Here is a 25,724-nt window from a genome sequence, read left to right on the forward strand (position 1 = left end):
GGTAGAGTTGACGCGGTCCGGTCCGATCGTGGCGGGGCGTTCGTTGCGGGAGGGCTCATGTGGTTCTGGTTCTACAAGTACATCTTGATGGGCCCCTTGCTGTCGTTTCTGGGTCGCCCCAAAGTGCAAGGGCTGGAATATGTTCCGGATTCCGGCGCGGTGATCCTGGCCAGTAATCACCTGGCCGTCGCCGACAGCTTCTACCTGCCCCTGGTCGTCAAGCGGCGCATCACCTTCCTGGCGAAGGCCGAGTACTTCACCGGCACCGGCCTGAAGGGCAAGCTCACCAAGTTCTTCTACTCCTCGACCGGCCAGGTGCCGATCGACCGCACCGATGCCGACTCGGCGCAGGCTGCGCTGACGACGGCACAGCGAATCCTGGGCCAGGGCAAGCTGCTCGGGATGTACCCCGAGGGCACCCGCTCGCCGGACGGCCGGTTGTACAAGGGCAAGACCGGCCTGGCCCGCGTCGCCCTGGAGAGCGGCATCCCGGTCATCCCGGTCGCGATGGTCGGAACCAACGTCGTCAACCCGCCCGGATCCAAGATGTGGCATTTCGGCCGTGTCGAGGTCCGGTTCGGCAAGCCGATGGATTTCAGCCGGTTCGAGGGGCTGGCCGGTAACCGGTTCATCGAGCGCGCCGTCATCGACGAGGTGATGTACGAGCTGATGCGACTGTCCGGCCAGGAGTACGTCGACCTGTACGCCGCCGATGTCAAGGAGCAGGCCGAGGCCGCCAAGGCGCCGGTGACCGCGAAGGCCGGTTAGTCACTTCGCCGCCGCGATGCGGGTGGCCGAGGTGGTCTCGGATGCCGGCGCGGAGCGACCGTGCAGACGCGGCGCGACGACGCCGAGGACACCGATGACCAGCAGCGCCCACCACAGGTAGGACCCACCGGCCAGCCGCAGCCACAGCGACACCGACGTCTCGTTGTGCGGGGGCATCAGGGTGATCGGCGTCCACACCGTCAGCGCGGTGCCCAGCACGGCGAGCGCCGCGACGGCCGGATTGCGGTTGCGGAAGGCCACCACCGTCGTCGCCAGCACGGTGGGCAGCACCCATACCCAGTGGTGCGACCACGACACCGGCGAGACCGCCAGACCGAACATCGCGACGCAGATCAGCGCCAGGACGGCCTGATCACCACCGGGGTCGGCGCGCAGCAGTCGGTGTGCGGCCCACACCGTCAGGCCCAGCACCGCGAAGCACAGCGCGACCCACAAGCCGAACCGGGCGTCCTCACCGACGCCGAGCCGGGCCAGCATGCCGGAGATGTTCTGGTTGGTGTTCAGCGTCGCGCTGCCGATGCGGTCGGTGTCGCGCAGCGTCTGGAACCAGTACACCCACGAATCACGCCAGGCCAGCGCGAACCCGAGAAGCGTCGCACCGACGGCCGACGCCGTCGTCACCAGGACCGTGCGCACATCGCGGCGCAACAGGAAATACAGCAGGAACACCGCGGGCGTCAGCTTCACCGCGATGGCGATACCCAACAGCAGACCGCGCGGCCACGGGGTCCGACGCGGGACGCAGTCGGCGATCACCAGCGTCATGAGCACCACGTTGATCTGGCCGAACTCCAGGTTGGCCCGCAGCGGTTCGCAGAACACCACCGCCGGTGCCACCAGTGCGGCGGCCAGCCAGCCGCGACGCTGCCAGCCGTTGCCCACCTGTAGTCGGGTCAGCACGATGGCGGTGGCGAGGATCAGCAGCACCAGCGTGGTCACCGTGATCGCCGCGCTGGCCGCCGACAGGGGCAGCAAGGCAAAGGGTGCGAAAGCGACCGCCGACAGCGGGGGATAGGTGAACGGTAGATCGATGCCCGCCTGTGTGACGAACTCGGTGCTGTCGGCATACAGCGGGGTGCCGTCCAGCCAGGCCTGCCCGCCCATCCGGTAGACGTCGATGTCGATGCGGTAGGTGGATTCACCGAGCAGCCGCCAGCCGACCCAGCCCAGCGCGACCAGGGTGAGAAACTGGAACAACCGCCATGCCGCGATCGACCACCCACCGGCCCTGTCGGGCGACCACCGAATCCTCATGTCGCCGCTCAGCCTATCGGTGATGCGCGACGCGCTGGACGGCCCAGGCCGGTCGATGACCCGAAGCCGGAGCCGACCGGCGTAAATTCGAACGCCGTGCACCTGAACGTCCAACTGGACTTCATCACCGGCGACCGGCTGCCGTTGCTGTGCTGCCTGATCGCGTTCATCGTGACGTTCTTCCTCACCCGGCTGATCGTGCGCTACATCCGCAGCCACCCCGGCACCGATGGGCCGCGCAAGTGGTGGCAGCCGCGCAACCTGTCGGTGGGCGGCGGTGTGCATCTGCACCACGTGGTGATCGGCGTCGTCCTGGTCATGGTGTCCGGGGTGACCATGGTGACCCTCGGGGTGACCGGCGGCGTCGCGGAGTTCACCGTCGCGGCAGTGTTTTTCGGGATCGGCGCGGCGCTGGTGCTCGACGAGTTCGCGCTGATCCTGCACCTGCAGGACGTGTACTGGTCCGAGGACGGCCGCACCTCGGTGGACGCGGTGTTCGTCGCGATCGCCGTCGCCGGTCTATTGGTGCTGGGCTTCAACCCGCTGTCCTTCTTCGATATCGGCATCTGGCAGTCCGACGACACCCTGGAGGCGCGGGCCGCGGTGATCGCGGTCGCGGTGCTGACGCTGGCGCTGGCGGTGGTCGTGCTGCTCAAGGGCAAGGTGTGGACCGGACTGATCGGCATGTTCATCACCCCGCTGCTGTTCATCGGGGCCATCCGGCTGTCGCGGCCACATGCGCCGTGGGCGCGCTGGCGTTATACGACCCGACCGCGCAAGATGCACACGGCACTGGAACGGGAGCGGCGACTGCGCCGCCCGGTCGTGCAGGCGAAGTTGTGGGTTCAGCACGTGGTGGCGGGCGAACCGCACTTCCCGGACGACGCAAAGGTAAACGAGGAACTGGACCGCGAGATTCATGCCGCTCCGGCACCCAGTCAGGGAGCAGCTTGAGATGCGCTATTTCTACGACACCGAGTTCATCGACGACGGTCGCACCATCGAGTTGATCTCGATCGGTATCGCGGCCGAGGACGGTCGCGAGTACTACGCCATCTCAACCGAATTCGATCCGGACCGGGCCGGCAGCTGGGTCCGCAAGAACGTGCTGCCCAAACTGCCCTCGCCGTCGTCGAAGCTGTGGCGGTCGCGGCGGCAGATCCGCAGCGAGCTGGAGGATTTCTTCGACATCGACGGCGACGAGCCGATCGAGCTGTGGGCCTGGGTCGGTGCCTATGACCATGTGGTGCTGTGCCAGCTGTGGGGGCCGATGACCGATCTGCCCCCGGCGATACCCCGGTTCACCCGGGAACTGCGCCAGTTCTGGGAGGAACGCGGTTCGCCGCGGATGCCACCGCGACCGCGCGATGCGCACGACGCCCTGGTCGACGCCCGGCACAACCTGCGCCGGTACGAGTTGATGACCGACGACGGGGCCTGGGCGGCGAGGTCGGGCGGGTAGCGGCGCGCCACCGGCTGGGAGAAGCCCTGAGCTGCGGGTATGGCCGGTCCGGTCGAGAACTGGGCGCAGTTACCATGGAGCGGTGAACTGGACCGTCGACGTACCCATCGACCAGCTGCCGGACCTGCCACCGCTGCCCGATGACCTGCGGCAACGGCTCGACGCCGCGCTGGCCAAGCCGGCGCTGCAGCAGCCCAGCTGGGATGCCGGTCAGGCCAAGGCGATGCGCACGGTGTTGGAGAGCGTCCCGCCGATCACGGTGCCCACCGAGGTCGAGAAGCTCAAGACCCAGCTGGCCGCCGTCGCCCGCGGTGAAGCTTTCCTGCTGCAGGGCGGGGACTGCGCCGAGACCTTCGTCGACAACACCGAACCGCACATCCGGGCCAATATCCGAACACTGTTGCAGATGGCGGTGGTGCTCACCTACGGCGCCAGCATGCCGGTGGTGAAGGTGGCCCGCATCGCCGGGCAGTACGCCAAGCCGCGCTCCTCGGACACCGACGCGTTGGGGCTGAAGTCCTACCGCGGCGACATGATCAACGGATTCGCCCCCGATGACGCCGTCCGCCAGCATGATCCGTCCCGACTGGTACGCGCGTACGCCAATGCCAGCGCGGCGATGAACCTGGTGCGGGCGCTGACGTCGTCGGGCATGGCCTCGCTGCAGGCGGTGCACGACTGGAACCGGGAATTCGTGCGCACCTCGCCCGCCGGTGCCCGGTATGAGGCGCTGGCCGGCGAGATCGACCGCGGTCTGCGCTTCATGAGCGCCTGTGGGGTCAACGACCGCAACCTGGACACCGCCGAGATCTACGCCAGCCATGAGGCGTTGGTGTTGGACTACGAACGCGCCATGCTGCGCATGGACACCGCCGACCCGGCCGAACCGGTCGGCGAGCCGGCCCATCCCAAGCTGTACGACCTGTCGGCGCACTACCTGTGGATCGGTGAGCGCACCCGCCAGATCGACGGCGCCCATGTCGCGCTGGCCGAGGTGATCGCCAACCCGATCGGTATCAAGATCGGCCCGACGACGTCACCGGAGTTGGCCGTCGAGTACGTCGAGCGTCTCGATCCGCGCAACGAGGCCGGCCGGCTGACCCTGATCAGCCGGATGGGCAACCAGAAGGTGCGCGATGTGCTGCCGGCGATCATCGAGAAGGTGCAGGCCTGCGGGCACCAGGTGATCTGGCAGTGCGATCCCATGCACGGCAACACCCATGAGTCGTCCACCGGATACAAGACCCGGCATTTCGATCGCATCGTCGACGAGGTGCAGGGCTTCTTCGAGGTGCATCGCGCGCTGGGCACCCATCCGGGCGGTATCCACGTCGAGATCACCGGCGAGAACGTCACCGAGTGCCTCGGTGGGGCACAGGACATCTCGGATTCCGACCTGGCCGGACGCTACGAGACGGCCTGCGATCCGCGGCTGAACACCCAGCAGTCCCTGGAACTGGCGTTCCTGGTCGCCGAGATGCTGCGCGACTAGATCAGGTTTCCCAGGTTGTTGCCGAGCGTCCACGCCCCGGCCGCCAGCAGTGCGGCGAGCGTGATGATCAGGACGACCCAGACCAGCAGCGCCCGTTTGGCGCGCTGGCGCGCCCAGTGGAACTCCTCGAGGTCGATACCGGCGAATTGGCCTGAGATGGGCTGATATTCGGGCTCGTCGATGTTGTCGTGAGTGGGCTCGTCGGCCACGACGGCCGGCAGCTGACGGGTGGGCCGGTGCGGGGCGCGCGACGCACCGGGCGTCGGGCGGTTGTGCAGCGCGGTGGCCGCGCGGTGTTGGGCGGACTGCTGCGGGGCAGGGACCCGGAATGCCGGTAACCCGAGCTCGTCGATCACCTCGTCGAGGGCCCGGCCCAGTTCACCGGCGTCGGCGAAGCGGGCATGCGGGTCGCGGGCGGTCGCCCTGCGCACCAGCGCGTCGAACTGCGGGGGCACCCCGGCGATCGCCGCACTGGGTGGCGGGACGTCGTTGTCCATCCGCTGGTAGGCCACCGACAGGGCGGTGTCACCGGTGAAAGGGGTGCGCCCGGTGAGCAATTCGTAGGCCAGCACCCCGACCGCGTACACATCGCTGCTCGGCTCGCTGGCACCGGTGCCGACCTGCTCGGGGGACAGGTAGGCCGCCGTGCCCAGGATGACGCTGGTGGAGGTGATGCCGGCCTCGGCGACCGCGCGGACCAGACCGAAATCGGCGATCTTGACCTCGCCGTCATCGGAGATCAACACGTTCTCCGGCTTCACATCGCGATGCACCAGGCCGGCCGCGTGCGCGACCGCCAGGCCGCCGCAGATCGGGGACAGCACCGCGGCCGCGGCGTGCGGCGGCATCGGCCCGCGCTCGCGCAGCAACTCGCGCAGGGTGCCGCCCTCGATGAGCTCCATCACCAGGTATGGCGGAAGTCCCTCGGGTCCGCCCCCGCCCTGGTCGTAGACCGCGACCAGACCGTCGCCCTTGAGCCGGGCCACCGTGCGGGCCTCACGCTGGAAGCGGGTCAGGAACGCGTCGTCGCGGGAGTACCGGGCGTCCATCACCTTGACCGCGACGGGGCGGTCCAACCGGGTGTCCAGCCCGCGGTACACCGTCGACATCCCGCCGGTGGCGATGGTCGCCTCGATCAGATACCGCCCCTCCAGCAGGCTGCCGACGAGCGGGTCGGTGCGCTGGTAGGTGTCCACCGCAGACATGGTACGGATGTGGTGTGCGACGGCCTTCCGGCTCCGGGCCGCGCCGTTGGCCCCTAGACTCTGTGCGGTGAGCATCCCGGCGTCCGAAGACATCCTCGACCCCGACGAAGCCGTGCTGGAGCTGGCCGAGGTGTCGGCTCTGCTCGGCGTCTCGGTGAGCAAGGTCAACCAGCACCTGCGCGACGGACATCTGGTCGGGGTGCGCCGCAATGGCGCGGTCGTGGTGCCCAAGGTGTTCTTCGACGATGACGGTCATGTCGTCAAGCCGCTGCCGGGGCTGCTGATGGTGCTGCGGGACGGCGGATTCGACGTCACCGAGTCGATGCGCTGGTTGTTCACCCCGGATCCGTCGCTGACGCTCAGCCGTGACGGCACCACCGAGAGGCAGACCAATGCCCGCCCGGTCGACGCGCTGCGCTCGCATCAGGCCCGCGAGGTGATCCGGCGGGCCCAGGCGATGGCATATTGACCGCTCGGCGGTCGTGGCCTATTGACCGCTCGGCGGTCGTGGCTTATTGACCGCTCGGCTCCGGCGCGCGTGACAACGAGTACCAGGCGGCCACCGCGCAGGCGATCGCCAACCCGACATGGATCACCGAATACATGCCGTGCGATCCGTCGGGTTTGAAGATCACCATGATCCACGTCGAGAAGCCGGCGATCAGCGCGATGGCGGCCCGGCTCTGCCACAGCGTCGACAGTGTCGCCAACGGCCAGGTGTAGTACCACGGCAGCGCGGCGGGCACCAGCAGCACGAAGACACCCATCACCGCGGAGATGCCGACCAGCGCCTCACGGTCGGTGTGCCGGAACCGCCACCACAGCAAGGGAAGTGAGATCGCGATGACCGCGAGCCCGATGATGCGGGTGATCTCCAGGACCGCGTAGAAGTTCACCGGCACGACCAGGCCGGCGACGGTGTTGATCATGTTGGCCAACGCGGTGGGCAGGGTCAGCCAGTTGACGATCTTCACGTTGCCGGCCGCCAGCGCGTTCAGCCACCCGACGCCGACACCGGCGAACCAGGTGAGCACCGTGAACACGGCCGCGAAGATCAGCAACCCGGCGGCGGTGGCCGCGGCGAAGGCGCGCGGGGCGGAGTAACCGCGCCGTTCCCGGATCTGCCGCATCCAGATCCACACCGTGAACGGCAGCGCCAAGCCGGCTGTCGCCTTGACCGCGACGGCCACCACGACGACGGACACCCCGGCCACCGGATGCCGGTTCAGGGTCAGCGCCAGGCCGGCCATCATCAGCCCGACCATCAGCATCTCGTTGTGCACCCCGCCCATCAGGTGGATGATGACCAGCGGGTTCAGCACGCAGATCCACAGTGCGGCTGCGGGGTTGGCGCCGAGGTGACGGGCCACCCGCGGGGTCGCCCAGATCAGCAGCGCCAGGCCGGGCAGCATGCACAGCCGCAGCAGCATGGTGCCCTCGACCACATTGTTGCCGACCACCATGGTGACGAACTTGGCCACCAGGATGAAGGCCGGACCGTAGGGCGCGGTCGTGGTCGTCCAGATCGGACTGACGTCGTCCAGCAACGAGTTCACGTTCGCGACCGGTCCGACCACATAGGGATCGAAACCGTCGCGCAGCAGCGCGCCCTGGGCCAGGTAGGAGTAGGTGTCGCGGCTGAACACCGGGACGCTTAGCAGCAACGGCGTCAACCAGAACGCCGTGGTGGCCAGCATCGTGTACTGGGTGGCGGTGCGGTCGACGACGCGTCGGCCCAGCCATAACCAGGCCACCAGCATCAGCGCGACGCCGGCCCACAGCGCCACCGAGGACAGCACCAGACCGTGCCCGAACCGCAGCCACGACATGTGCAGCGACTCCAGCAGCGGATCGTGCAACCGGGTGCTGCCCGCCCCCAGGCCGCCGGCCGCGATGAGCGCCGCGCCCAGGAAGCCCAACCGTGCGGGGCGTGCCTCGGCCGAGGTCGCGAAGGCCCACAGTCTGGCGATGTGCCCACCCGTGGTGGACGAGTCCGATACCGGTGCCGTCATGTCCTCAGGCGGATCGGTTCGACGCCAGGCGGGCCAGTTCGGCGAGGCCGATCTTGGCCTGCGGGTCGATATCGGCGGCGTCCAGGGCGTCGATGGCCCGCCGGTGCAGCATCTCGATGCGGTTCTCGACGGCGGCCAGGGCGCCCACGGACTCGATGGCCATGCACACCTCCTTGACCGCCACATCGGTCAGTTCGGTGCCGATCGACTCGCGCAGGAGTTTCGCGGCCGCGGGATCTGTCTTCTGGGCGAGCTCGACGGCCTCGGCCAGCAGCACCGTCCGCTTGCCGGACCGCAGGTCGTCACCGGAGGGCTTACCGGTCACGGCCGGGTCCCCGAACACACCCAGGACGTCATCGCGCAGCTGGAAGGCCACCCCGAGGTCGGTGCCGATCTGATGGAAGATCTGTTGCACATCGGGCCGGTCGGCGGCCGCGGCGGCACCCAGCTGCAGGGGCCGGGACACCGTGTAGGAGGCCGTCTTGTAGGTGTTGACGTTCATCGCCGAGGCCACCGAGTCGGCGCCGCTGGATTCGGCGACGATGTCGAGGTACTGACCGCCCAGCACCTCGGTGCGGATGTCGGCCCACACCTTGTGCACCCGCAGGTGCGCGTCGGCGGGCAGATCGGCGGTCGCCACGATGTCATCGGCCCACACCAGCGACAGGTCGCCGAGCAGGATGGCGGCCGACAGGCCGAACTGTTCGGCCGAGCCGTGCCAGTTGTTCGCGCGATGCTTGTCGGCGAAGTGGCAGTGCACGGTGGGCAGCCCGCGGCGGGTCGCCGACGCGTCGATGACGTCGTCATGGGCCAGGGCGCAGGCGTGCAGCAACTCCAGCGCGGAGAACAGCCGCAACGCATGTGAATCCGACGGCCGGTCCTGGCCGGCCACCGCGCGCCACCCCCAGTACGCGAAGGCGGGGCGCAGCCGCTTGCCGCCGCGCAGCACGAATTCCTCGAGGGCAGCGGTCAGCTCGGCGTACTCGGCACCGATATAGGCGGAGTCGCGACGGCGTTCGGCGAGGTACGTTCGCAGTTCCTCGACGACGGCGTTGACCAATTCGACGGCTGACGGTGCCGCTGTATCGACGCTCAGCGGACGCCCCTTTCCTGTCCCGATTTGCTTCCCCCGGGTGCCTTCAGCGTAGAGCGTCCCGTTCGACGATCGACGGACAGGCGCGCTCACAACCCCGCAATTATGCTGTCGAACCCGCGAAACCGCGCGATGACGCCGTTCGGTCAGGCCGATTCGCCGACCTTGGGCGACCGGTCCCGACTCATCCAGGCCAGCGACCCGAGGACGCCGGCCACGATGAACGTCCCGACGGTCAGCCAGATCGCCGCCGTGGTGAACGAGCGCGCGCTCGGGTCGGTGTAGCGGGCCTGGGCGTTCATCGTCGTGACGATGCCCGGCTTCAGTTTCCACTCGACGACCTCGGCGGAGACCTGATCGCCGTTGGTCGAGGTGACCTCGCCCGGGAACGCCACGCTGAGGGTGACATCGGCCTCGGGGTCGCTCAGGGTGGTCAGGTCCACCCGGCCCTCCAGGATGACGAGGTCACCGGCCCGGCGCAGCGAGATGTCGACGCCGGCGGCGTCACTGTTCATGTTCGCCAGTTGCGGGAGTTCGGCGAAGGTCAGGTCGGAGAACACCGCCTGCGAGCCCACGAAGTCACCGCGCTCGTAGCGCGACACCGCCACCTTGTTGCTGAACGGCAGCGAGTTCAACAGCTGCGGTCCCTTGTCCTCGTCGTCTCGGGCCTTCGAGGCGGCAACGATCTGACCCGACACCCGATCGTCGGGGGACACCGTGATCGATGCGCGCACCCGCACGCAGCCGACGGCGAACGGAACCAGGATCAGCAGCAGCAGGACCAGTGCGGCGAACCGATGGCGCCGTCGGCGGGGGGAGCGGGCTGGCACCCGGTCATCGTGCCAGATGCGGCTGGTCAAGGGGCAGCGACCGGCCCAGGATGGCAAACGCTCGCGGATCGCCGGCGAAGTGGTAGTCCCGGATGACGTCGTCGAAACCGAGCCGCCGGTACAACCGCCACGCTCGGTTGTCCTCGCCGCTGATCTCCGGGGTGGACAACAGCACATGCGCCTCGGTGCGTCCGGCCAGTAGTCGGCGGGCCAGTGCCTCGCCGAGTCCCTCACCCTGCGCCCGCGGGTGGATGTGCAGTTCGGTGAGTTCGAAATAGTCCGTGAGCAGCGACTCGGCCCGGGCGGCGGCGGTGCCGCGCCGCCGCAGGCCGTGCACCACCTGTTGCTGCCACCACTGGTCCGGGGCGCCGCTGTAGCCGTAGGCGACGCCGAGCATCTCGGCCGAGTCCAGCACGGCGGGATCGTCGTGGTCCTGGTCGGTCGGTGTCGTCGGGGTGCGCAGCGCGGCCACGGCTTTCCACCCGGTTCTGCGGGTGTGCTCCAACCACATCGAGGCGCGCTGGTCCTCGGTGCCCCGCGGATACTGCATCGCCTGGACGTAGACAGTCAGCGCTTCCCGTAACCGCGTGCGCATGATGTCTGCCGACAGGTCCACCAGAAATGTCGGCAACGGGTGTCCTTCGCGGTGTCGGTCATGCGGACGGTCATCTCATTATCGGTCCCGGCTGTGGTCGGGTGGCCATGCGGGTGAGGTGAGGACCGGCTTTGGTGGCAGAGGTCATACAATCGTGTGCCAAGTAGGTGGTACGGCTCAGATTGACCTCGTATCATGGGATCAGACGCCCGCAACATGCGGGCGGCAGACGGTTTTTGAGAACTCGGCTCCCCGGAGCCCACGGCGCGTACCAGGAGGGACGAATGCCACTCTCCGATCACGAGCAGCGCATGCTCGATCAGATCGAAAGCGCGCTGTACGCGGAGGACCCCAAGTTCGCGTCGAGCGTTCGTGGCGGCAATCTGCGTGCCCCGTCGGCCCGGCGCCGGCTGCAGGGCGTCGCCCTCTTCGTGGTCGGGTTGGCGATGCTGGTGTGCGGTGTCGCGATCAAGGCGACCATGATCGGCAGCTTCCCGATCCTCTCGGTCATCGGTTTCATCATCATGTTCGGTGGCGTGATCTTCGCGATCACGGGCCCGCGGGTGGCCGGCCCCGTCGACAAAGGTGCGGCCTCCGGTGGCGCGAATCGCTCGAAGCGGGGCAAGTCCACCGGAGGAGGTTCGTTCACCAGTCGGATGGAGGACCGCTTCCGTCGTCGTTTCGACGAGTGAGGTAATCCCCACAACCCACCACCGAGGGGTGGCTCCGCACCGGAGCCGCCCCTTTTTCTCGTCCGTGGCAGGCCTCCGGACCCGCAAAGTGGGCGGCGTGTCGCGACCGCCAGGGCCGGCGCCCCACAGTTCCCCCACCTCCTCCCACCGTGCCGTCGGTTACCTCACCATGCGCCCTCAGCTGGGCTTTCGATGATCTGTACCGCCCCGATCGAAGCCGGGGGTGGCGCCTCAATCGCCCGAATCGACGCCGGAGTGGGGCGCGCGGACAACCCGGTGGCAGCAAATGGAGCTAAGTGGGGGAATGTGGGGTAAAGTGGCGGACAGCGGAGCAACCGGAGCTCCGCCCGGCGGGTGAAGCGCAGCGACTCGGGGCACCGAGTGGTTGGAGGTGGCGGGATGTTTCTCGGCACCTACACGCCCAAACTCGACGACAAGGGGCGGCTCACACTGCCCGCCAAATTCCGCGACGCACTGGCAGGAGGGTTGATGGTCACCAAGAGCCAAGATCACAGCCTGGCCGTGTATCCGCGGGCCGAGTTCGAGAAGCTGGCAGAGAAAGCGATGATGGCGTCGCGCAGCGACCCACAGGCCCGCGCCTATGTGCGCAACCTGGCGGCCGGAGCCGACGAACAGCATCCCGATGCGCAGGGCCGGATCACCTTGTCGGCCGAACACCGCCGGTACGCCAACCTGTCCAAGGAATGCGTGGTGACCGGTTCGCTCGGTCACCTGGAGATCTGGGACGCGCAGGCCTGGCAGCAGTACCAGGAGACCCACGAAGAGACCTTCTCCGCGGCCAGCGATGACACTCTTCGCGACATCATCTGACCCCGATGCCCGTGCAACGCGGCCTCTGTCCGAACCGGCCCTGGCGTACTTCCCCGACGCCAGGTCCGTCTCGGGCAGGGACCCCGTTGCAGGGGCGCGGATTCTCGACAGGGGGGTCGCATTGCCCGACGTACCTGGATCAGCCGATCACGGCCATGTTCCGGTCCTGCTCGACCGCTGTGTCGAGCTGCTGACCCCGGCGCTGACCCGCCACCATGCCGATGGCAGCGGAGCCGTCCTGGTCGACGCCACCCTCGGTGCCGGCGGGCATACCGAACGCTTCCTGACCGAACTGCCCGGACTGCGGGTCATCGGACTGGACCGCGACCCAGATGCGCTGCGTATCGCCGGTGATCGATTGGCGCCCTTCGGAGATCGGGTCCACTTCGTGCGCACCCGCTATGACGGCTACTGGGCCGATCGCGACGAACTCACCGTCGACGGTGTCCTCTTCGACCTCGGTGTCTCGTCGATGCAACTCGACCTGGTCGACCGCGGCTTCTCCTATGCCCACGACGCGCCGCTGGACATGCGGATGGACCCCGACGCCGGCTTGACCGCGGCCGAGATCCTCAATACCTACGACGAGCGCGCGCTGACGCGGCTGCTCCGCGAATACGGTGACGAGCGGTTCGCCAACCGGATCGCCGCCCGCGTCGTGCGCCGCCGGGCGCGGGCGCCCTTCGTCAGCACCGGGGAACTGGTCGAGGTCCTGTACGAAGCGATTCCGGCCGCGACCCGGCGCACCGGCGGACATCCGGCCAAGCGGACCTTCCAGGCGTTGCGCATCGCGGTCAACGCCGAACTCGATTCGCTGCGCGAGGCGCTGCCCGCGGCGCTGGCGGCCCTGTCCGGCGGCGGCCGGATCGTGGTCATGGCATATCAGTCCCTGGAGGACAAGATCGTCAAGGGGCTGTTCACCGCGGCGACCGCATCCCGCACCCCGCCCGGACTGCCGATGGAGCTGCCCGGTTACGAGGCCGAGTTCGTCGCACTGACCAGGGGCGCCGAACAGGCCGACGCCGACGAGATCGAACGGAACCCGCGCAGCGCACCGGTACGGCTGCGGGCATTGGAAAAGGTCGCTGGGAAGGATGGCTCATGAAGGGAAAGCGAACCGCACCGGGGCGCAGCACCGACGAGCGCCGGCGCAGCGATCAGCCCACGGGTCGCGCGAGGCAGCGGCGAACACCCGATGCGCCGGCGCGTAAGCGCCGTGGCGCACCGGAACAACGTCCGCAGCGCCCCCAGCGGTCCGGGCCCAAGACCACGCCGATGCGGCGACCGGTCGACGGACCCGCACGCCCGAAAAACGCCAGCCAGGCCAAGGCGCGGGCCAAAGCCCGTAAGGCCAAGGCGCCCAAGGTTGTGCGGCCACCGCTGCGGGATCGGCTGATCGCCCGACTGGCGACCGTCGAGTGGAATCCGCGGGCGCTGGCCGCGCGGGTGCCGTTCGTGGTGCTGGTGATCGCGGCGCTGGGCATCGGACTCGGTGTCACGCTGTGGCTGTCCACCGATGCCGCCAGCCGCTCCTATCAGCTCGGCCATGCCCGCGAACTGAATCAGGCCCTGCTCCAACAGAAGGAAGCCCTGGAGCGCGACGTGCTGGAGGCGCAGGCGCCGCCGGCGCTGGCCGAGGCGGCACGGGAGCTGGGCATGATCCCGTCCCGTGACACCGCGCACCTGGTACAGGATCCCACCGGCGCCTGGACGGTGGTGGGGACGCCCAAACCGGCCGAGGGCGCTCCGCCGCCACCGCTGAACACACCGCTTCCCGACGAGCGTCCGGCCGCTCCGGCCGGCCCGGCCCGTCCCGCCGTCGCCGGACCGCCGGCACCGCGGGTGGTGGACCCGCGTGAGGTCGTCGTGCGGGTACCGCCGCGCGCTCAGGCGCCGACGGCACCGGCAGCGCCCGCGACACCCCTGACCGCGCCGGAACCCGCTGCGGCGCAGCCCGATCCGGCGCACCTGCCGGACCCGATCCCGTTGGCGGGCCAGCTGCCGACGCCACCGGCGGCCGAACCGCTGGTGGTGCCGATGCCGGGGATGCCGGCGCCGGTTCCGGTCGAGGGGTTGCCGCACCTGGCCAGCCCCACCCTGCCCGCGCAGCCGGGCCCGGTCGGCGGCGTCGAGAATGCGCCGGCGGCGCCGGCCCCCGAGGTGCCGGTCGAGGTGCCCGCCCCGGGTGCCCCGACATGACACGCAACCGTACGCAGGAGCACGCGGCCACCGACCGTCGGATCCGCCGACCGCAGCAGCCTCAGAATGGTTTGCGCAGTTCATCTTTCGTGTTCCGCCACCGCACCGGCAACGTGGTGATCTTTCTGGTGCTGGTGGTCGCCGCCGCGCAGCTGTTCAACCTGCAGATCTCCAATGCCGCAGGGCTGCGCGCCGAGGCCGCCGGGCAGCTGAAGGTGACCGATGTCCAACAGGCCGTGCGCGGCAGCATCGTCGACCGCAACGACGACAAACTGGCCTTCACGATCGAGGCCCGCGCCTTGACCTTCCAGCCGGCCCGCATCCGCAAGCAGTTGGAGGAGGAGAAGGCCAAGAATCCCGACGACGCACCGGATCCCGATGCGCGCCTGCGCGAGATCGCCGCCGATATCGCCAAGCGGCTGAACAACAAACCCGATGCCAAGACCCTGCTGAAAAAGCTCACCAGCAAGGACAGCTTCGCCTACCTGGCCCGCGCCGTCGACCCGGCCATCGCCGATGCGATCACCACCAAGTTCGGTGAGGTCGGCTCGGAACGCCAGGACATCCGCCAGTACCCGGGCGGATCACTGGCCGCCAATATCGTCGGCGGTATCGACTGGGACGGCCACGGCCTGCTCGGTCTGGAGGATTCGCTGGACGCCAAGCTGGCCGGCACCGACGGATCGGTCACCTACGACCGGGGCTCCGACGGCGTCATGATCCCCGGCAGCATGCGCAACCGTCACGAGGCGGTCGACGGCGCCACGGTGCAGCTGACCCTCGACGACGATATCCAGTTCTTCGTGCAGCAGCAGGTCCAGCAGGCCAAGGATCTGTCCGGGGCCGGCAACGTCTCGGCGGTGGTGCTGGACGCCAAAACCGGTGAGGTGCTGGCGATGTCGAACGACAACACGTTCGACCCCTCCCAGGACATCGGTCGGCAGGGGCACCGGCAGATGGGCAACCCCGCGGTCTCGTCGCCGTTCGAGCCGGGGTCGGTCAACAAGATCGTCACCGCCGCGACCGCCATCGAACTGGGCATGACCACCCCCGACGAGGTCCTCTCGGTGCCGGGTTCGATCGACATGGGTGGCGTCACCGTGAAGGACGCCTGGAATCACGGCGTCGACCAGTACACCACCACCGGGATCTTCGGGAAGTCCTCCAACGTGGGCACGTTGATGCTGGCCCAGCGGTTCGGCCCGGAGAAGTTCGCCGAGATGTTGGAGAAATTCGGACTCGGTGAGCGCACCGGCATCGAACTGCCCGGCGAGAGTGCGGGCCTGGTGCCGCCGATGGACCAGTGGTCGGGCAGCTCGTTCGCCAACCTGCCCATCGGACAGGGTCTTTCGATGACACTGCTGCAGATGGCCGGGATGTATCAGACCATCGCCAACGACGGGGTGCGGATCCCGCCACGGATCATCAAGGCCACCATCGACGCCGAAGGCGCCGAGACCGTCGAACCCGCCCCCGAGGGTGTGCGGGTGGTCTCCCCGCAGACCGCGGCGACGGTGCGCGACATGCTGCGAGCCACCGTACAGCGCGATCCGCGCGGGGTGCAGCAGGGCACCGGCTGGCAGGCCGCGGTGGAGGGCTATCAGATCGCCGGCAAGACCGGAACCGCGCAACAGATCAACCCGAACTGCGGCTGCTACTACGACGACCACTACTGGATCACCTTCGCCGGGCTGGCCCCGTCGGACAATCCGCGCTATGTCATCGGCATCATGGCCGACAATCCGGCCCGCACCGCCGACGGCGAGCCGGGCACCAGCATGGCGCCGTTGTTCCACCACATCGCCTCGTGGTTGTTGCAGCGCGAGAACGTGCCGCTGTCCGCCGACCCCGGACCGCCGCTGACTCTGCAGGCCGAATGATCCGGTGCCGCGCCGCATTCCTCGGATGAGGCTGCCCGGTACTGTGGCAAGGCCATGAAACTGCGTCCCTCGAATCCCGCCGGTGCACTGCTGGGTCCGCTGGCCGACCGTCTCGGCGCGGCGGGGGTGACGGATCCCGATATCCGCGTCACCGGGGTGACGCTGCGCAGCCAGGATGTCCGCCCGGGCGACCTGTTCGCGGCCCTGCCCGGCGGCCGCGCCCACGGCGCCCGATACGCGCAGGACGCCGTCGCGGCCGGTGCGGTGGCCATCCTGACCGATCCCGCCGGGATGGCCGAACTCGCCGACATGCCGTCGGTACCGGTGCTGGTGCACCCGTACCCGCGCGGTGTGCTGGGCGGGTTGGCCGCCGAGGTCTACGGCAATCCGTCGTCGGCACTGCGGGTCATCGGCGTCACCGGCACCTCCGGCAAGACCACCACCACCTATCTGATCGAGGCGGGGCTGCGGGCCGCCGGCCGGGTCGCGGGCCTGATCGGCACCGTCGGCATCCGCATCGCGGGAACCGATGAGCCCAGTTCGCTGACCACCCCCGAGGCGCCGGATCTGCAGGCGCTGCTGGCCGTGATGGTCGAACGCGGGGTGGACACCGTGGTGATGGAGGTGTCCAGCCACGCCCTGACGCTGGGCCGGGTGGACGGAACGGCGTTCGAGGCCGGCGGCTTCACCAATCTGTCACGCGATCACCTGGATTTCCATCCGACCATGGCCGACTATCTGAACGCCAAGGCCCGCCTGTTCGAACCGGATTCGCCGAACCATGCGGCGCGGGCGGTGGTGTGCGTGGACGACGAGGCGGGCCGCGAGATCGCGTCGCGCGCCGGTGACGTCGTGCGCGTGGCCACCACGGCCACCGAGGCCGATTGGCGAATCGAATCGGTGCGCACCGTGGCCCAGGGCAGCCAGGAGTTCGTCGCGGTGGACCCGGCCGGGGTGCACCACACGCTGCGGATCGGGCTGCCCGGGCACTACAACATCGCCAACGCCCTGCTGGCGGTCGCCCTGCTCGACGCGGTCGGGGTGTCGCCGGAACAGAGCGCGCCCGGTCTGCGTGCCGCGGCGGTGCCCGGCCGGCTCGAGGCGGTCAACCGGGGGCAGGATTTCCTGGCGCTGGTCGATTACGCGCACAAACCGGGCGCGCTGCAGGCCGTGCTGCAGACCCTGCGGGCGCAGACCTCAGGTCGACTGGCGGTGGTGTTCGGCGCCGGTGGCAATCGCGACGCGGGCAAGCGCGAACCGATGGGCCGCATCGCCGCCGAACTGGCCGACCTGGTGGTGATCACCGACGACAACCCGCGCGACGAGGATCCCGCGCTGATCCGCTCGGCCATCCGGGCCGGAGCCGCCGGGCTGCCGGCCGAGGTGGTCGAGGTCGGTGATCGACGCGCAGCCATCGAGCACGCCGTGGCCTGGGCGGTTCCCGGTGATGTGGTGCTCATCGCCGGTAAGGGACATGAATCCGGGCAGACCGGTGGTGGCACGACGCGACCGTTCGACGACCGGGTCGAACTGGCAGGCGCCCTGGACGGTCTGGGCCAGCGCCGATGATCGAGCTGACCCTGGCCGAGATCGCCGAGATCGTCGGCGGCGAACTGGCCGACATCGGCGCCGACGAGGCGGCCCGCATCCCGGTCACCGGCACGGTCGAATTCGACTCGCGCGCCGTCACTCCCGGCGGGCTGTTCCTGGCGCTGCCCGGTGCGCGCAGCGACGGGCACGATTTCGCCGCGGGTGCGGTGGCGGCGGGGGCCGTCGCGGTGCTGGCCGCCCGGCCGGTCGGGGTGCCCGCCATCGTGGTGGCGCCCGGCGGCGCGAGCGATTCCGGATCGGGGGCCCTCGAACATGACGACGCCGCCGGTTCGGGTGCGGCGGTGCTCGCCGCGCTGGCCCGGTTGGCCGCCGCGGTCGCATCCCGGCTGGCGGACGCGGGGCTGCGGATCATCGGCGTCACCGGCTCCTCGGGCAAGACCTCGACCAAGGATCTGCTGTCCGTGGTGCTGGCACCGCTGGGGGAGGTGGTGGCACCGCCGGGTTCCTTCAACAACGAGCTGGGCCATCCGTGGACGGTGTTGCGCGCCACCACCGAGACCGACTTCCTCATCCTGGAGATGTCGGCGCGCCACCCCGGCAACATCGCCGCGCTGGCGGCCATCGCGACACCGTCCATCGGCGTCGTGCTTAATGTCGGTACCGCGCACCTGGGTGAGTTCGGCTCCCGGGAGATCATCGCGGCCACCAAATCCGAACTACCGCAATCGGTCCCGCCATCCGGGGTGGTGATCCTGAACGCCGACGATGCCGCGGTGGCCGCGATGGCGGACAAGACCGCGGCCCGTGTGGTGCGCGTGGCCCGCGGCGCACCCGCCGACGTCTGGTCCGATGCCGAGACCCTCGACGAACTGGCCCGCCCGCGGTTCACCCTGCACGCCGGCGACGGTGCGGTCGACGTCGCGCTGGCCGTGCACGGTGAACACCAGGTCTCCAACGCGCTGTCGGCCGCCGCGGTCGCGCTGGAGTGCGGAGCGAGCCTGCAGCAGGTGGCCGCCGCGCTGGCCGAGGCGGGCCCGGTGTCGGCACGCCGGATGCAGGTCGGCACCCGCGCCGACGGGGTGACCGTGATCAACGACGCGTACAACGCCAACCCGGACTCGATGGCGGCCGGGCTGAAGGCGCTGGCGTGGATGGCGCGGTCCGGGCCGCAGGGCAGGCGGCGTAGCTGGGCGGTGCTGGGTGAGATGGCCGAGCTCGGCGACGACGCGATAACCGAACACGATCGCATCGGTCGGTTGGCCGTGCGCTTAGATGTCTCTCGACTGATAGTCGTGGGAACCGGGAGATCGATGAGCGCCATGCACCAGGGTGCGGTGATGGAAGGGTCGTGGGGCAGTGAATCTGTCCTCGTGCCCGATGCCGACGCCGCGCTGGCTTTGCTGCAGGCCGAGCTGACCCCGGGTGACGTCGTGCTGGTCAAGGCGTCCAACGCGGCCGGTCTGGGTGCGCTGGCCGACAGCCTCGCCGAGCGGGGAGACGGACACCGATGAAGCAGATCCTTGTGGCGGTCGCGATCGCGCTGGCGGTGTCGATCGTCCTGACACCGCTGCTGATCAGGCTTTTCACCAAACAGGGCTTCGGGCAGGAGATCCGCGAGGACGGCCCGCCCAGCCACCACAAGAAGCGCGGCACCCCGTCGATGGGCGGGGTGGCCATCGTGGTCGGCATCTGGGCCGGCTACCTGGGCACCCACCTGTTCGGCCTGCCGTTCGGCGGCGAGGGCCCGTCGGCATCGGGCCTGCTGGTGCTGGGCCTGGCGACCGCGCTCGCGATCGTCGGCTTCATCGACGACCTCATCAAGATCCGCCGCTCGCGCAACCTGGGCCTGAACAAGCGGGCCAAGACCATCGGCCAGCTGACCGCGGCCGTGCTCTTCGGCGTGCTGGTGCTGCAGTTCAGCAATGCCGAGGGGCTGACCCCGGGCAGCGCCCAGCTGTCGTATGTGCGCGAGATCGCGACCGTGACGCTGGCGCCGCTGGTCTTCGTCATCTTCGTGGTGGTGCTGGTCAGCGCCTGGTCGAACGCGGTGAACCTGACCGACGGTCTGGACGGCCTGGCCGCCGGCGCGATGGCGATGGTCAGCGCCGCCTATGTGCTGATCACGTTCTGGCAGTACCGCAACGACTGCGCGACCAGCCCCAGCCTGGGCTGCTACAACGTGCGCGATCCGCTGGACCTGGCCCTGGTGGCCGCGGCCACGGCCGGTGCCTGCATCGGCTTCCTGTGGTGGAATGCCGCGCCGGCCAAGATCTTCATGGGCGATACCGGGTCGCTGGCACTCGGCGGCATCATCGCCGGCCTGTCGGTGACCAGCCGGACCGAGATCCTGGCGGTCGTGCTGGGTGCCTTGTTCGTCGCCGAGGTCACCTCGGTGGTGGTGCAGATCCTGGCGTTCCGCACCACCGGCCGGCGGGTGTTCCGGATGGCGCCGTTCCACCATCACTTCGAGTTGGTGGGTTGGGCCGAGACCACGGTGATCATCAGATTCTGGTTGCTGACGGCAATCGCGTGCGGTCTGGGTGTGGCCCTGTTTTACGGCGAATGGCTGTCGATCGTCGGCGCGTAGCCGCATAGCCGCATCTTCGCCGAGACCCGCGTCTGCGTTGTTCTGCACGCCGTCAGGGCCCCTGGTACGCGAGTTTCGCCGTTAGCTGGCAGGTTGGAATCCGCGACACGCCCCCGATATCCGCCGTGTCCGGCGCGGGACGGGGGAGGATTCTGGGGTGCAAGAGACTAATGGGGCGGGCGTGACGCCTGTGACTCTTGTGGGTGGCCGGTGAAGAATCCGCTCTCGGGGGTGCGGGCGCGACTGCAGCGGACGAACACACCGGATGACACGGGCGCCGGCAAGGCCGCCACCGCGGTGACCGCCACGCCGCGCACCCGGTTCGGTCAGTGGCTGAGCCGACCGATGACCTCGTTCCACTTGATCATCGCCGTCGCCGCGATCCTGGTGACGCTCGGCCTGATCATGGTGCTCTCGGCGTCGGGCGTCTACTCGTATGACTCGGGTGGCTCGCCCTGGACGGTGTTCGCCAAGCAGGCGCTGTGGACCGGGGTCGGATTGATCGCGTTCTATGCCGCGCTGCGCATGCCGATATCGCTGATGCGTCGCCTGGCCTTTCCCGCGTTCGCCTTCACGATCGTGCTGCTGATCCTGGTGCTCATCCCCGGTATCGGCAAGGTGGCCAACGGGTCTCGTGGCTGGTTCGTCTTCGGCGGCTTCTCGATGCAGCCGTCGGAGCTGGCCAAGATCGCGTTCGCCATCTGGGGCGCCCACCTGCTGGCCGCCCGCCGCATGGAACAGGCCACCCTGCGCGAGATGTTGATCCCGCTGGTGCCCGCCGCCGGGCTGGCCCTGACCCTCATCGTGTTGCAGCCCGACCTCGGGCAGACGGTGACATTGAGCATCATCCTGTTGGGTCTGCTCTGGTATGCGGGTCTGCCCCTGCGGGTGTTCGTCAGCTCGTTGTCGGTCGTCGCGGTCGCCGCCGGTGTGCTGGCGGTCTCGGCCGGGTACCGCTCCAACCGCGTGCAGTCCTGGCTCAACCCCGGCGCCGATCCGGGTGGCGCGGGCTATCAGGCGCGGCAGGCTCGCTATGCGCTGGCCAACGGCGGACTGTTCGGCAACGGCCTGGGCCAGGGCACCGCCAAGTACAACTACCTGCCCAACGCCCACAACGACTTCATCTTCGCCATCATCGGTGAGGAACTCGGATACGTCGGCGCGGCCGGATTGCTGTGCCTGTTCGGACTTTTCGCCTACACCGGCATGCGCATCGCCCGCCGGTCGGCCGATCCGTTCCTGCGACTGCTGACCGCCACCGTCACGCTGTGGGTGATCGGCCAGGCGTTCATCAACGTCGGATACGTCGTCGGGCTGCTGCCCGTCACCGGACTGCAGCTGCCGCTCATCTCGGCCGGTGGCACCTCGACCGCCACCACCATGCTGATCCTGGGCGTCATCACCAACGCCGCCAGACACGAACCCGAGGCGGTCGCGGCATTGCGCGCCGGCCGCGACGACCGGATGAACCGCATCCTGCGACTGCCGCCGCCCGAGCCCTATGTGCCCAGCCGCCTCGAGGTCGCCCGCGACCGGCTGCGCACCAAGGACGGCAAGGCGGGCAAGTCGCCGGCCAAGAAGAAGAGCAAGGCGCCGGCGAAGACACCCCGCAAGGTGCCCGCCGCCGACACACGGCGTAAGGGCCATCCGGCCGACCGGGCCGCCCGGGCCGCAGGGCATCATGGTGACCGTCGACGCGCGAGCCAACGGGGCCGCGGACAAGAGGGCCGACGCGCCCGGTCACTGGAAGGTCAGCGTTACGGGTGAGCACGATATCGGTCGTCCTGGCCGGCGGTGGAACGGCAGGTCATGTGGAACCTGCGATGGCCGTGGCCGATGCGCTGACCGAGATGGAACCGGACATCAGGATCACCGCCCTGGGCACTCGGCGCGGGCTGGAGACCCGGCTCGTCCCTGAGCGCGGCTACCACCTGGAACTCATCACACCCGTCCCGCTGCCGCGCAAACCGTCGGCGGATCTGGCGCGGTTGCCCCTGCGGGTGCGCCAAGCGGTGCGACAGACCAGGGCGGTGTTCGACGCCGTCGACGTCGACGTGGTGGTCGGCTTCGGCGGTTATGTCTCGGTTCCGGCCTATCTGGCGGCTCGGCGCGGCCTGCGCCGACCTCAGGTGCCGGTGGTGATCCACGAGGCCAACGCCAGCGCGGGCTGGGCCAACCGGCTGGGTGCCCGCACCGCGGCGCGGGTGCTGGCGGCGGTGCCCGACCCCGGGCTGGGCACGGTCGAGGTTGTCGGCGTACCGGTGCGGGCCAGCATCACCGCGCTGGACCGGGCGGCGCTGCGCGCGCGGGCCCGGGCGAGCTTCGGCTTTGCCGACGATGCCCGGGTGCTGCTGGTGTTCGGTGGCTCCCAGGGCGCCCAGTCGATCAACCGGGCGGTCTCCGGCGCCGCGAGAGAACTTGCCGCCAAGGGTATTTCGGTGTTGCACGCGCACGGTCCGAAGAACACCCTGGAGCTGCCCGAACCGTCCGGCCCGCCGTACGTTGCGGTGCCCTATCTGGACCGCATGGACCTGGCGTACGCCGCGGCCGATCTGGCGGTCTGCCGCTCCGGGGCGATGACCGTCGCCGAGGTCAGCGCCGTCGGCCTGCCTGCGGTGTACGTGCCGTTGCCGATCGGCAACGGTGAGCAGCGGCTCAACGCGCTGCCGGTGGTCCAGGCCGGCGGTGGGCTGCTGATCGACGATGCCGACCTGTCCCCGGAATCGGTCGCCGAGACCGTCGTGCCGGTGCTCACCGACAGCGCGCGGCTGCAGCAGATGACCGACGCCGCGGCGCTGGCCGGGCACCGGGATGCGGCGCGCCGGGTCGCCGAGGTTGCCCTGGAGGTGGCGCGTCGCAACCGCGCCGAGCGAAAGCCGGTGCGATGAAAGGCCTGCCGCCCGAACTGGAACGGGTGCACATGGTGGGTATCGGCGGTGCCGGCATGTCCGGTATTGCGCGCATCCTGCTGGACCGCGGTGGCCAGGTCTCCGGTTCGGACGCCAAGGAGTCCCGCGGCATCGCGGCACTTCGTGCCCGTGGCGCGCAGATCCGGATCGGCCATGATGCGTCGGCCCTGGACATGTTGCCGGGTGGGCCGACCGCGGTCGTCACCACGCACGCCGCCATCCCGAAGACCAACCCGGAACTCGTCGAGGCGCGCCGGCGCGGGATCGACGTGATCCTGCGACCGATCGTGCTGGCGAAGCTGATGGCCGGTGACAAGACGTTGATGGTGACCGGGACGGCCGGTAAGACAACCACGACCTCGATGCTCATCGTGGCGTTGCAGCACAGCGGTTTCGACCCGTCGTTCGCCGTCGGCGGTGACCTGGGGGCGGCCGGCACCAACGCCCATCACGGCAGCGGACCCTACTTCGTCGCCGAGGCCGACGAGAGCGACGGATCGCTGGTGGCCTACCGGCCCGATATCGCCGTGGTGACCAATGTCGAGGCCGATCACCTGGACTTCTTCGGCACAGAGCAGGCCTATATCGACGTCTTCGACGCGTTCATGGAACGGTTGCAGCCGGGCGGGGCGCTGGTGGTGTGTGCCGACGATCCCGGTGCCGCCGCGCTCGCCGACCGCACCGAGGCGCTGGGCATCAGGGTCCTGCGTTACGGCAGCGCCGGCCGGCCCGACCTGGCCGGCACCCTGGTGGACTGGGAGCAGCACGGCACCAGTGCGGTGGCGACCGTGCAGTTGGCGGGGGAGCCCAACCCGCGGACCATGCGGCTCGCGGTTCCGGGCCGGCACATGGCGCTCAACGCGCTGGCCGCGCTGTTGGCGGCGGTCGAGGCGGGGGCGCGGGCCGATATCGTGCTCGACGCGCTGGCCGAGTTCGAGGGGGTGCGTCGGCGCTTCGAACTCGTCGGAGTGGCGGCGGGTCGTAGGGTTTTCGATGACTACGCCCACCATCCCACCAAGGTCGTCGCGGCGTTGTCGGCGCTGCGCACGCTGGCCCAGGAGTCGGGGGGGCGCGCGATCGTTGTCTTCCAGCCTCATCTGTATTCGCGGACACAGACTTTCGCGCGGGAGTTCGGCGCCGCGCTGAGCACCGCCGATGAGGTCTTCGTGCTCGATGTCTACGCCGCCCGCGAGCAGCCGATCGCCGGGGTGAGCGGTCGCAGCATCGCCGAGCACATCACGGTGCCGGTGCACTATGTCCCGGATTTCTCCGCCGTTGCCGACCGGGTCGCCGCCGTGGCCGCACCCGGTGACGTGGTGGTGACGATGGGCGCCGGCGACGTGACGCTGCTGGGTCGCGAGATCCTGGACGCGGTGGGCCGCCGCGCCGACCGGATGGCCGATTGATGACCCAGCCGCCCGAGTCGAATCCCGATCCGACGGCAGCCGAACCGATCGACGTGCCCGCCGACGACGCGGCCCCCGCGCCCGAACCGGACCTGGAGGGTCCGCGCCGGCGGGCACGCCGGGAACGGGAGGAGCGACGCGCCGCCCAAGCCCGGGCCATGGCGATCGAACAGGCGCGCCGCGAGGCCAAACGACGGGTGTCCGGCCGGACCGAGGAAGCACCGAAGACAGCCCCGCGCGGGGTGATTCGAGGTCTGAAGGTGCTGATGTGGTCGGCCGTGCTGGCGGTGCTGGCCGTCGGGGTGGGCCTGCTGCTGTACTTCACGCCGATCATGTCGGCGCGCGCGACGGTGGTCACCGGGGTGACCGCGCTGACCGAGGACGAGGTCCGTCAGGTCGCCGCCGTCGCCCCCGGCACACCGCTGCTGCAGATCGACACCGATGCGGTGGCCGAACGGGTGGCCTCGATCCGGCGGGTCGCCAGCGCCCGGGTGCAGCGCGAGTATCCCTCCACCCTGCGGATCACCATCGAGGAGCGAGTGCCCCTGGTGGTCAAGGACTATCCGGACGGGCCGCATCTGTTCGACCGCGACGGCGTCGATTTCGCGACCGAACCGCCACCGCCCGGCTTGCCCTATATCGACACCGCGACGCCGGGTCCACGGGATCCTGCCACCTTGGCCGGGCTGGAGGTGCTGACCTCATTGCCGCCGGAGGTGTCCGGTCAGGTCAGCCGGGTCGAGGCGCCGTCGGTCGCGGCGATCACCCTCATCCTGTTCGACGGCCGAAAAGTGGTGTGGGGCACCACCGACCGCACCCAGGAGAAGGCGCTCAAGCTGGCGGCGCTGCTGACCCAGCCGGGGCAGATCTATGACGTGTCCAGCCCGGACCTGCCGACGGTCAAATAGCCGCCGGCAACCCGGAAACTTTTGTCGTG

At 69.4% G+C, this 25,724-nt stretch carries 23 protein-coding genes; 17 read left to right on the forward strand and 6 right to left on the reverse strand.

All coding sequences use genetic code 11. From position 1 onward, the window contains the following. The first annotated feature begins 57 nt into the window (after nt 1-57). The gene (locus ACWDUN_RS23885) at nt 58-768 is read left to right on the forward strand and encodes a lysophospholipid acyltransferase family protein (RefSeq protein ID WP_449932513.1); all 711 of its coding nucleotides are present in this window, start codon (nt 58-60) and stop codon (nt 766-768) included. On the opposite strand, the gene ACWDUN_RS23890 is transcribed toward ACWDUN_RS23885, so the two are convergent. After that, nucleotides 769-2,043 carry a glycosyltransferase 87 family protein gene (locus ACWDUN_RS23890; RefSeq protein WP_449932515.1) on the reverse strand — a complete coding sequence of 425 codons (1,275 nt, stop codon included), beginning with the start codon at nt 2,041-2,043 and terminating at the stop codon, nt 769-771. Between the two features lie 96 nt (nt 2,044-2,139). Here ACWDUN_RS23890 and ACWDUN_RS23895 point away from each other — a divergent pair, with 96 nt between their 5' ends. From ACWDUN_RS23895 to ACWDUN_RS23905, 3 genes are all read left to right on the forward strand, one after another. Further along, nucleotides 2,140-2,997, forward strand: a complete 858-nt coding sequence (locus ACWDUN_RS23895; protein WP_449932516.1) for a hypothetical protein — start codon at nt 2,140-2,142, stop codon at nt 2,995-2,997. 1 nt (nt 2,998) lies between these two features. Then, the gene (locus tag ACWDUN_RS23900; protein ID WP_449932517.1) at nt 2,999-3,505 is read left to right on the forward strand and encodes a polyadenylate-specific 3'-exoribonuclease AS; all 507 of its coding nucleotides are present in this window, start codon (nt 2,999-3,001) and stop codon (nt 3,503-3,505) included. Nucleotides 3,506-3,587: 82 nt separating this feature from the next. Further along, a complete protein-coding gene (locus ACWDUN_RS23905) occupies nt 3,588-4,997 on the forward strand; it encodes a class II 3-deoxy-7-phosphoheptulonate synthase (RefSeq protein WP_449932519.1) in 1,410 nt (469 codons plus the stop codon). Here ACWDUN_RS23905 and ACWDUN_RS23910 read toward each other — a convergent pair. Continuing rightward, a complete protein-coding gene (locus ACWDUN_RS23910; RefSeq protein ID WP_449932521.1) occupies nt 4,994-6,202 on the reverse strand; it encodes a protein kinase domain-containing protein in 1,209 nt (402 codons plus the stop codon). The two genes, ACWDUN_RS23905 and ACWDUN_RS23910, sit on opposite strands and share 4 nt — an antisense overlap. A 67-nt stretch (nt 6,203-6,269) precedes the next feature. Between ACWDUN_RS23910 and ACWDUN_RS23915 the strand changes: the two genes are divergently transcribed. Then, entirely contained in the window at nt 6,270-6,671 is a 402-nt protein-coding gene (locus tag ACWDUN_RS23915) for an Rv2175c family DNA-binding protein (RefSeq protein WP_449932523.1), read from the forward strand. A gap of 43 nt (nt 6,672-6,714) precedes the next feature. Here the strand turns inward: ACWDUN_RS23915 and ACWDUN_RS23920 are convergent, their stop codons facing one another. From ACWDUN_RS23920 to ACWDUN_RS23935, 4 genes are all read right to left on the reverse strand, one after another. Beyond that, the gene (locus ACWDUN_RS23920; RefSeq protein WP_449932524.1) at nt 6,715-8,214 is read right to left on the reverse strand and encodes an alpha-(1->6)-mannopyranosyltransferase A; all 1,500 of its coding nucleotides are present in this window, start codon (nt 8,212-8,214) and stop codon (nt 6,715-6,717) included. 4 nt (nt 8,215-8,218) lie between these two features. Further along, a complete protein-coding gene (idsA2, locus tag ACWDUN_RS23925) occupies nt 8,219-9,274 on the reverse strand; it encodes a bifunctional (2E,6E)-farnesyl/geranyl diphosphate synthase (protein WP_449932526.1) in 1,056 nt (351 codons plus the stop codon). A 179-nt stretch (nt 9,275-9,453) separates the two neighbouring features. Further along, nucleotides 9,454-10,137, reverse strand: a complete 684-nt coding sequence (locus tag ACWDUN_RS23930; RefSeq protein ID WP_449932528.1) for an LppM family (lipo)protein — start codon at nt 10,135-10,137, stop codon at nt 9,454-9,456. Nucleotides 10,138-10,141: 4 nt separating this feature from the next. Next, complete coding sequence (locus ACWDUN_RS23935; protein WP_449932530.1) at nt 10,142-10,768, reverse strand: GNAT family N-acetyltransferase; 627 nt, start codon at nt 10,766-10,768, stop codon at nt 10,142-10,144. A gap of 248 nt (nt 10,769-11,016) precedes the next feature. On the opposite strand from ACWDUN_RS23935, the gene ACWDUN_RS23940 reads away from it, so the two are divergent. The 12 genes from ACWDUN_RS23940 (at nt 11,017) to ACWDUN_RS23995 (ending at nt 25,695) form a co-directional block, all read left to right on the forward strand. Further along, nucleotides 11,017-11,424 (forward strand): DUF3040 domain-containing protein, encoded by a 408-nt coding sequence (locus tag ACWDUN_RS23940; RefSeq protein ID WP_449932532.1) that lies wholly within the window; start codon nt 11,017-11,019, stop codon nt 11,422-11,424. 399 nt (nt 11,425-11,823) lie between these two features. After that, complete coding sequence (gene mraZ / locus ACWDUN_RS23945) at nt 11,824-12,255, forward strand: division/cell wall cluster transcriptional repressor MraZ (RefSeq protein WP_449932534.1); 432 nt, start codon at nt 11,824-11,826, stop codon at nt 12,253-12,255. Next, entirely contained in the window at nt 12,230-13,360 is a 1,131-nt protein-coding gene (rsmH, locus tag ACWDUN_RS23950) for a 16S rRNA (cytosine(1402)-N(4))-methyltransferase RsmH (protein ID WP_449932536.1), read from the forward strand. Before mraZ ends, rsmH begins: the two co-directional genes overlap by 26 nt. Beyond that, nucleotides 13,357-14,454, forward strand: a complete 1,098-nt coding sequence (locus tag ACWDUN_RS23955; RefSeq protein WP_449932538.1) for a hypothetical protein — start codon at nt 13,357-13,359, stop codon at nt 14,452-14,454. Before rsmH ends, ACWDUN_RS23955 begins: the two co-directional genes overlap by 4 nt. After that, nucleotides 14,451-16,334, forward strand: a complete 1,884-nt coding sequence (locus tag ACWDUN_RS23960; protein WP_449932539.1) for a peptidoglycan D,D-transpeptidase FtsI family protein — start codon at nt 14,451-14,453, stop codon at nt 16,332-16,334. Before ACWDUN_RS23955 ends, ACWDUN_RS23960 begins: the two co-directional genes overlap by 4 nt. A gap of 54 nt (nt 16,335-16,388) precedes the next feature. Continuing rightward, nucleotides 16,389-17,903, forward strand: coding sequence for a UDP-N-acetylmuramoyl-L-alanyl-D-glutamate--2,6-diaminopimelate ligase (locus tag ACWDUN_RS23965; protein ID WP_449932541.1), 1,515 nt, complete (start codon nt 16,389-16,391; stop codon nt 17,901-17,903). Beyond that, nucleotides 17,900-19,396: a UDP-N-acetylmuramoyl-tripeptide--D-alanyl-D-alanine ligase gene (locus ACWDUN_RS23970; RefSeq protein WP_449932542.1), complete on the forward strand. Its 1,497-nt coding sequence runs from the start codon at nt 17,900-17,902 to the stop codon at nt 19,394-19,396. Before ACWDUN_RS23965 ends, ACWDUN_RS23970 begins: the two co-directional genes overlap by 4 nt. Beyond that, nucleotides 19,393-20,472 (forward strand): phospho-N-acetylmuramoyl-pentapeptide-transferase, encoded by a 1,080-nt coding sequence (mraY, locus tag ACWDUN_RS23975; RefSeq protein ID WP_449932543.1) that lies wholly within the window; start codon nt 19,393-19,395, stop codon nt 20,470-20,472. Before ACWDUN_RS23970 ends, mraY begins: the two co-directional genes overlap by 4 nt. Nucleotides 20,473-20,682: 210 nt before the next feature. Then, the gene (gene ftsW, locus ACWDUN_RS23980) at nt 20,683-22,239 is read left to right on the forward strand and encodes a putative lipid II flippase FtsW (RefSeq protein ID WP_449932545.1); all 1,557 of its coding nucleotides are present in this window, start codon (nt 20,683-20,685) and stop codon (nt 22,237-22,239) included. Beyond that, nucleotides 22,236-23,360, forward strand: coding sequence for an undecaprenyldiphospho-muramoylpentapeptide beta-N-acetylglucosaminyltransferase (gene murG / locus ACWDUN_RS23985; RefSeq protein WP_449932547.1), 1,125 nt, complete (start codon nt 22,236-22,238; stop codon nt 23,358-23,360). The genes ftsW and murG overlap by 4 nt, the downstream gene beginning before the upstream one ends. Further along, nucleotides 23,357-24,787 carry a UDP-N-acetylmuramate--L-alanine ligase gene (gene murC, locus ACWDUN_RS23990; RefSeq protein WP_449932549.1) on the forward strand — a complete coding sequence of 477 codons (1,431 nt, stop codon included), beginning with the start codon at nt 23,357-23,359 and terminating at the stop codon, nt 24,785-24,787. Before murG ends, murC begins: the two co-directional genes overlap by 4 nt. Continuing rightward, a complete protein-coding gene (locus tag ACWDUN_RS23995) occupies nt 24,787-25,695 on the forward strand; it encodes a cell division protein FtsQ/DivIB (RefSeq protein ID WP_449932551.1) in 909 nt (302 codons plus the stop codon). The genes murC and ACWDUN_RS23995 overlap by 1 nt, the downstream gene beginning before the upstream one ends. The last annotated feature ends 29 nt before the right edge of the window (nt 25,696-25,724 follow it).

Source organism: Mycobacterium sp. NPDC003323, assembly GCF_053589535.1.

Excerpts from the sequence above, each read along its gene's own strand:
- ACWDUN_RS23965 (WP_449932541.1), top strand. The coding sequence starts at position 16,389 with ATGAAACTGCGTCCCTCGAATCCCGCCGGTGCACTGCTGGGTCCGCTG.
- ACWDUN_RS23890 (WP_449932515.1), bottom strand. The coding sequence starts at position 2,043 with ATGAGGATTCGGTGGTCGCCCGACAGGGCCGGTGGGTGGTCGATCGCG.
- ACWDUN_RS23995 (WP_449932551.1), top strand. The coding sequence starts at position 24,787 with ATGACCCAGCCGCCCGAGTCGAATCCCGATCCGACGGCAGCCGAACCG.
- ACWDUN_RS23955 (WP_449932538.1), top strand. The coding sequence starts at position 13,357 with ATGAAGGGAAAGCGAACCGCACCGGGGCGCAGCACCGACGAGCGCCGG.
- ACWDUN_RS23900 (WP_449932517.1), top strand. The coding sequence starts at position 2,999 with ATGCGCTATTTCTACGACACCGAGTTCATCGACGACGGTCGCACCATC.
- mraZ (WP_449932534.1), top strand. The coding sequence starts at position 11,824 with ATGTTTCTCGGCACCTACACGCCCAAACTCGACGACAAGGGGCGGCTC.
- rsmH (WP_449932536.1), top strand. The coding sequence starts at position 12,230 with ATGACACTCTTCGCGACATCATCTGACCCCGATGCCCGTGCAACGCGG.
- ACWDUN_RS23920 (WP_449932524.1), bottom strand. The coding sequence starts at position 8,214 with ATGACGGCACCGGTATCGGACTCGTCCACCACGGGTGGGCACATCGCC.
- ACWDUN_RS23960 (WP_449932539.1), top strand. The coding sequence starts at position 14,451 with ATGACACGCAACCGTACGCAGGAGCACGCGGCCACCGACCGTCGGATC.
- ACWDUN_RS23910 (WP_449932521.1), bottom strand. The coding sequence starts at position 6,202 with ATGTCTGCGGTGGACACCTACCAGCGCACCGACCCGCTCGTCGGCAGC.
- mraY (WP_449932543.1), top strand. The coding sequence starts at position 19,393 with ATGAAGCAGATCCTTGTGGCGGTCGCGATCGCGCTGGCGGTGTCGATC.
- murC (WP_449932549.1), top strand. The coding sequence starts at position 23,357 with ATGAAAGGCCTGCCGCCCGAACTGGAACGGGTGCACATGGTGGGTATC.
- ACWDUN_RS23940 (WP_449932532.1), top strand. The coding sequence starts at position 11,017 with ATGCCACTCTCCGATCACGAGCAGCGCATGCTCGATCAGATCGAAAGC.
- ACWDUN_RS23970 (WP_449932542.1), top strand. The coding sequence starts at position 17,900 with ATGATCGAGCTGACCCTGGCCGAGATCGCCGAGATCGTCGGCGGCGAA.
- ACWDUN_RS23885 (WP_449932513.1), top strand. The coding sequence starts at position 58 with ATGTGGTTCTGGTTCTACAAGTACATCTTGATGGGCCCCTTGCTGTCG.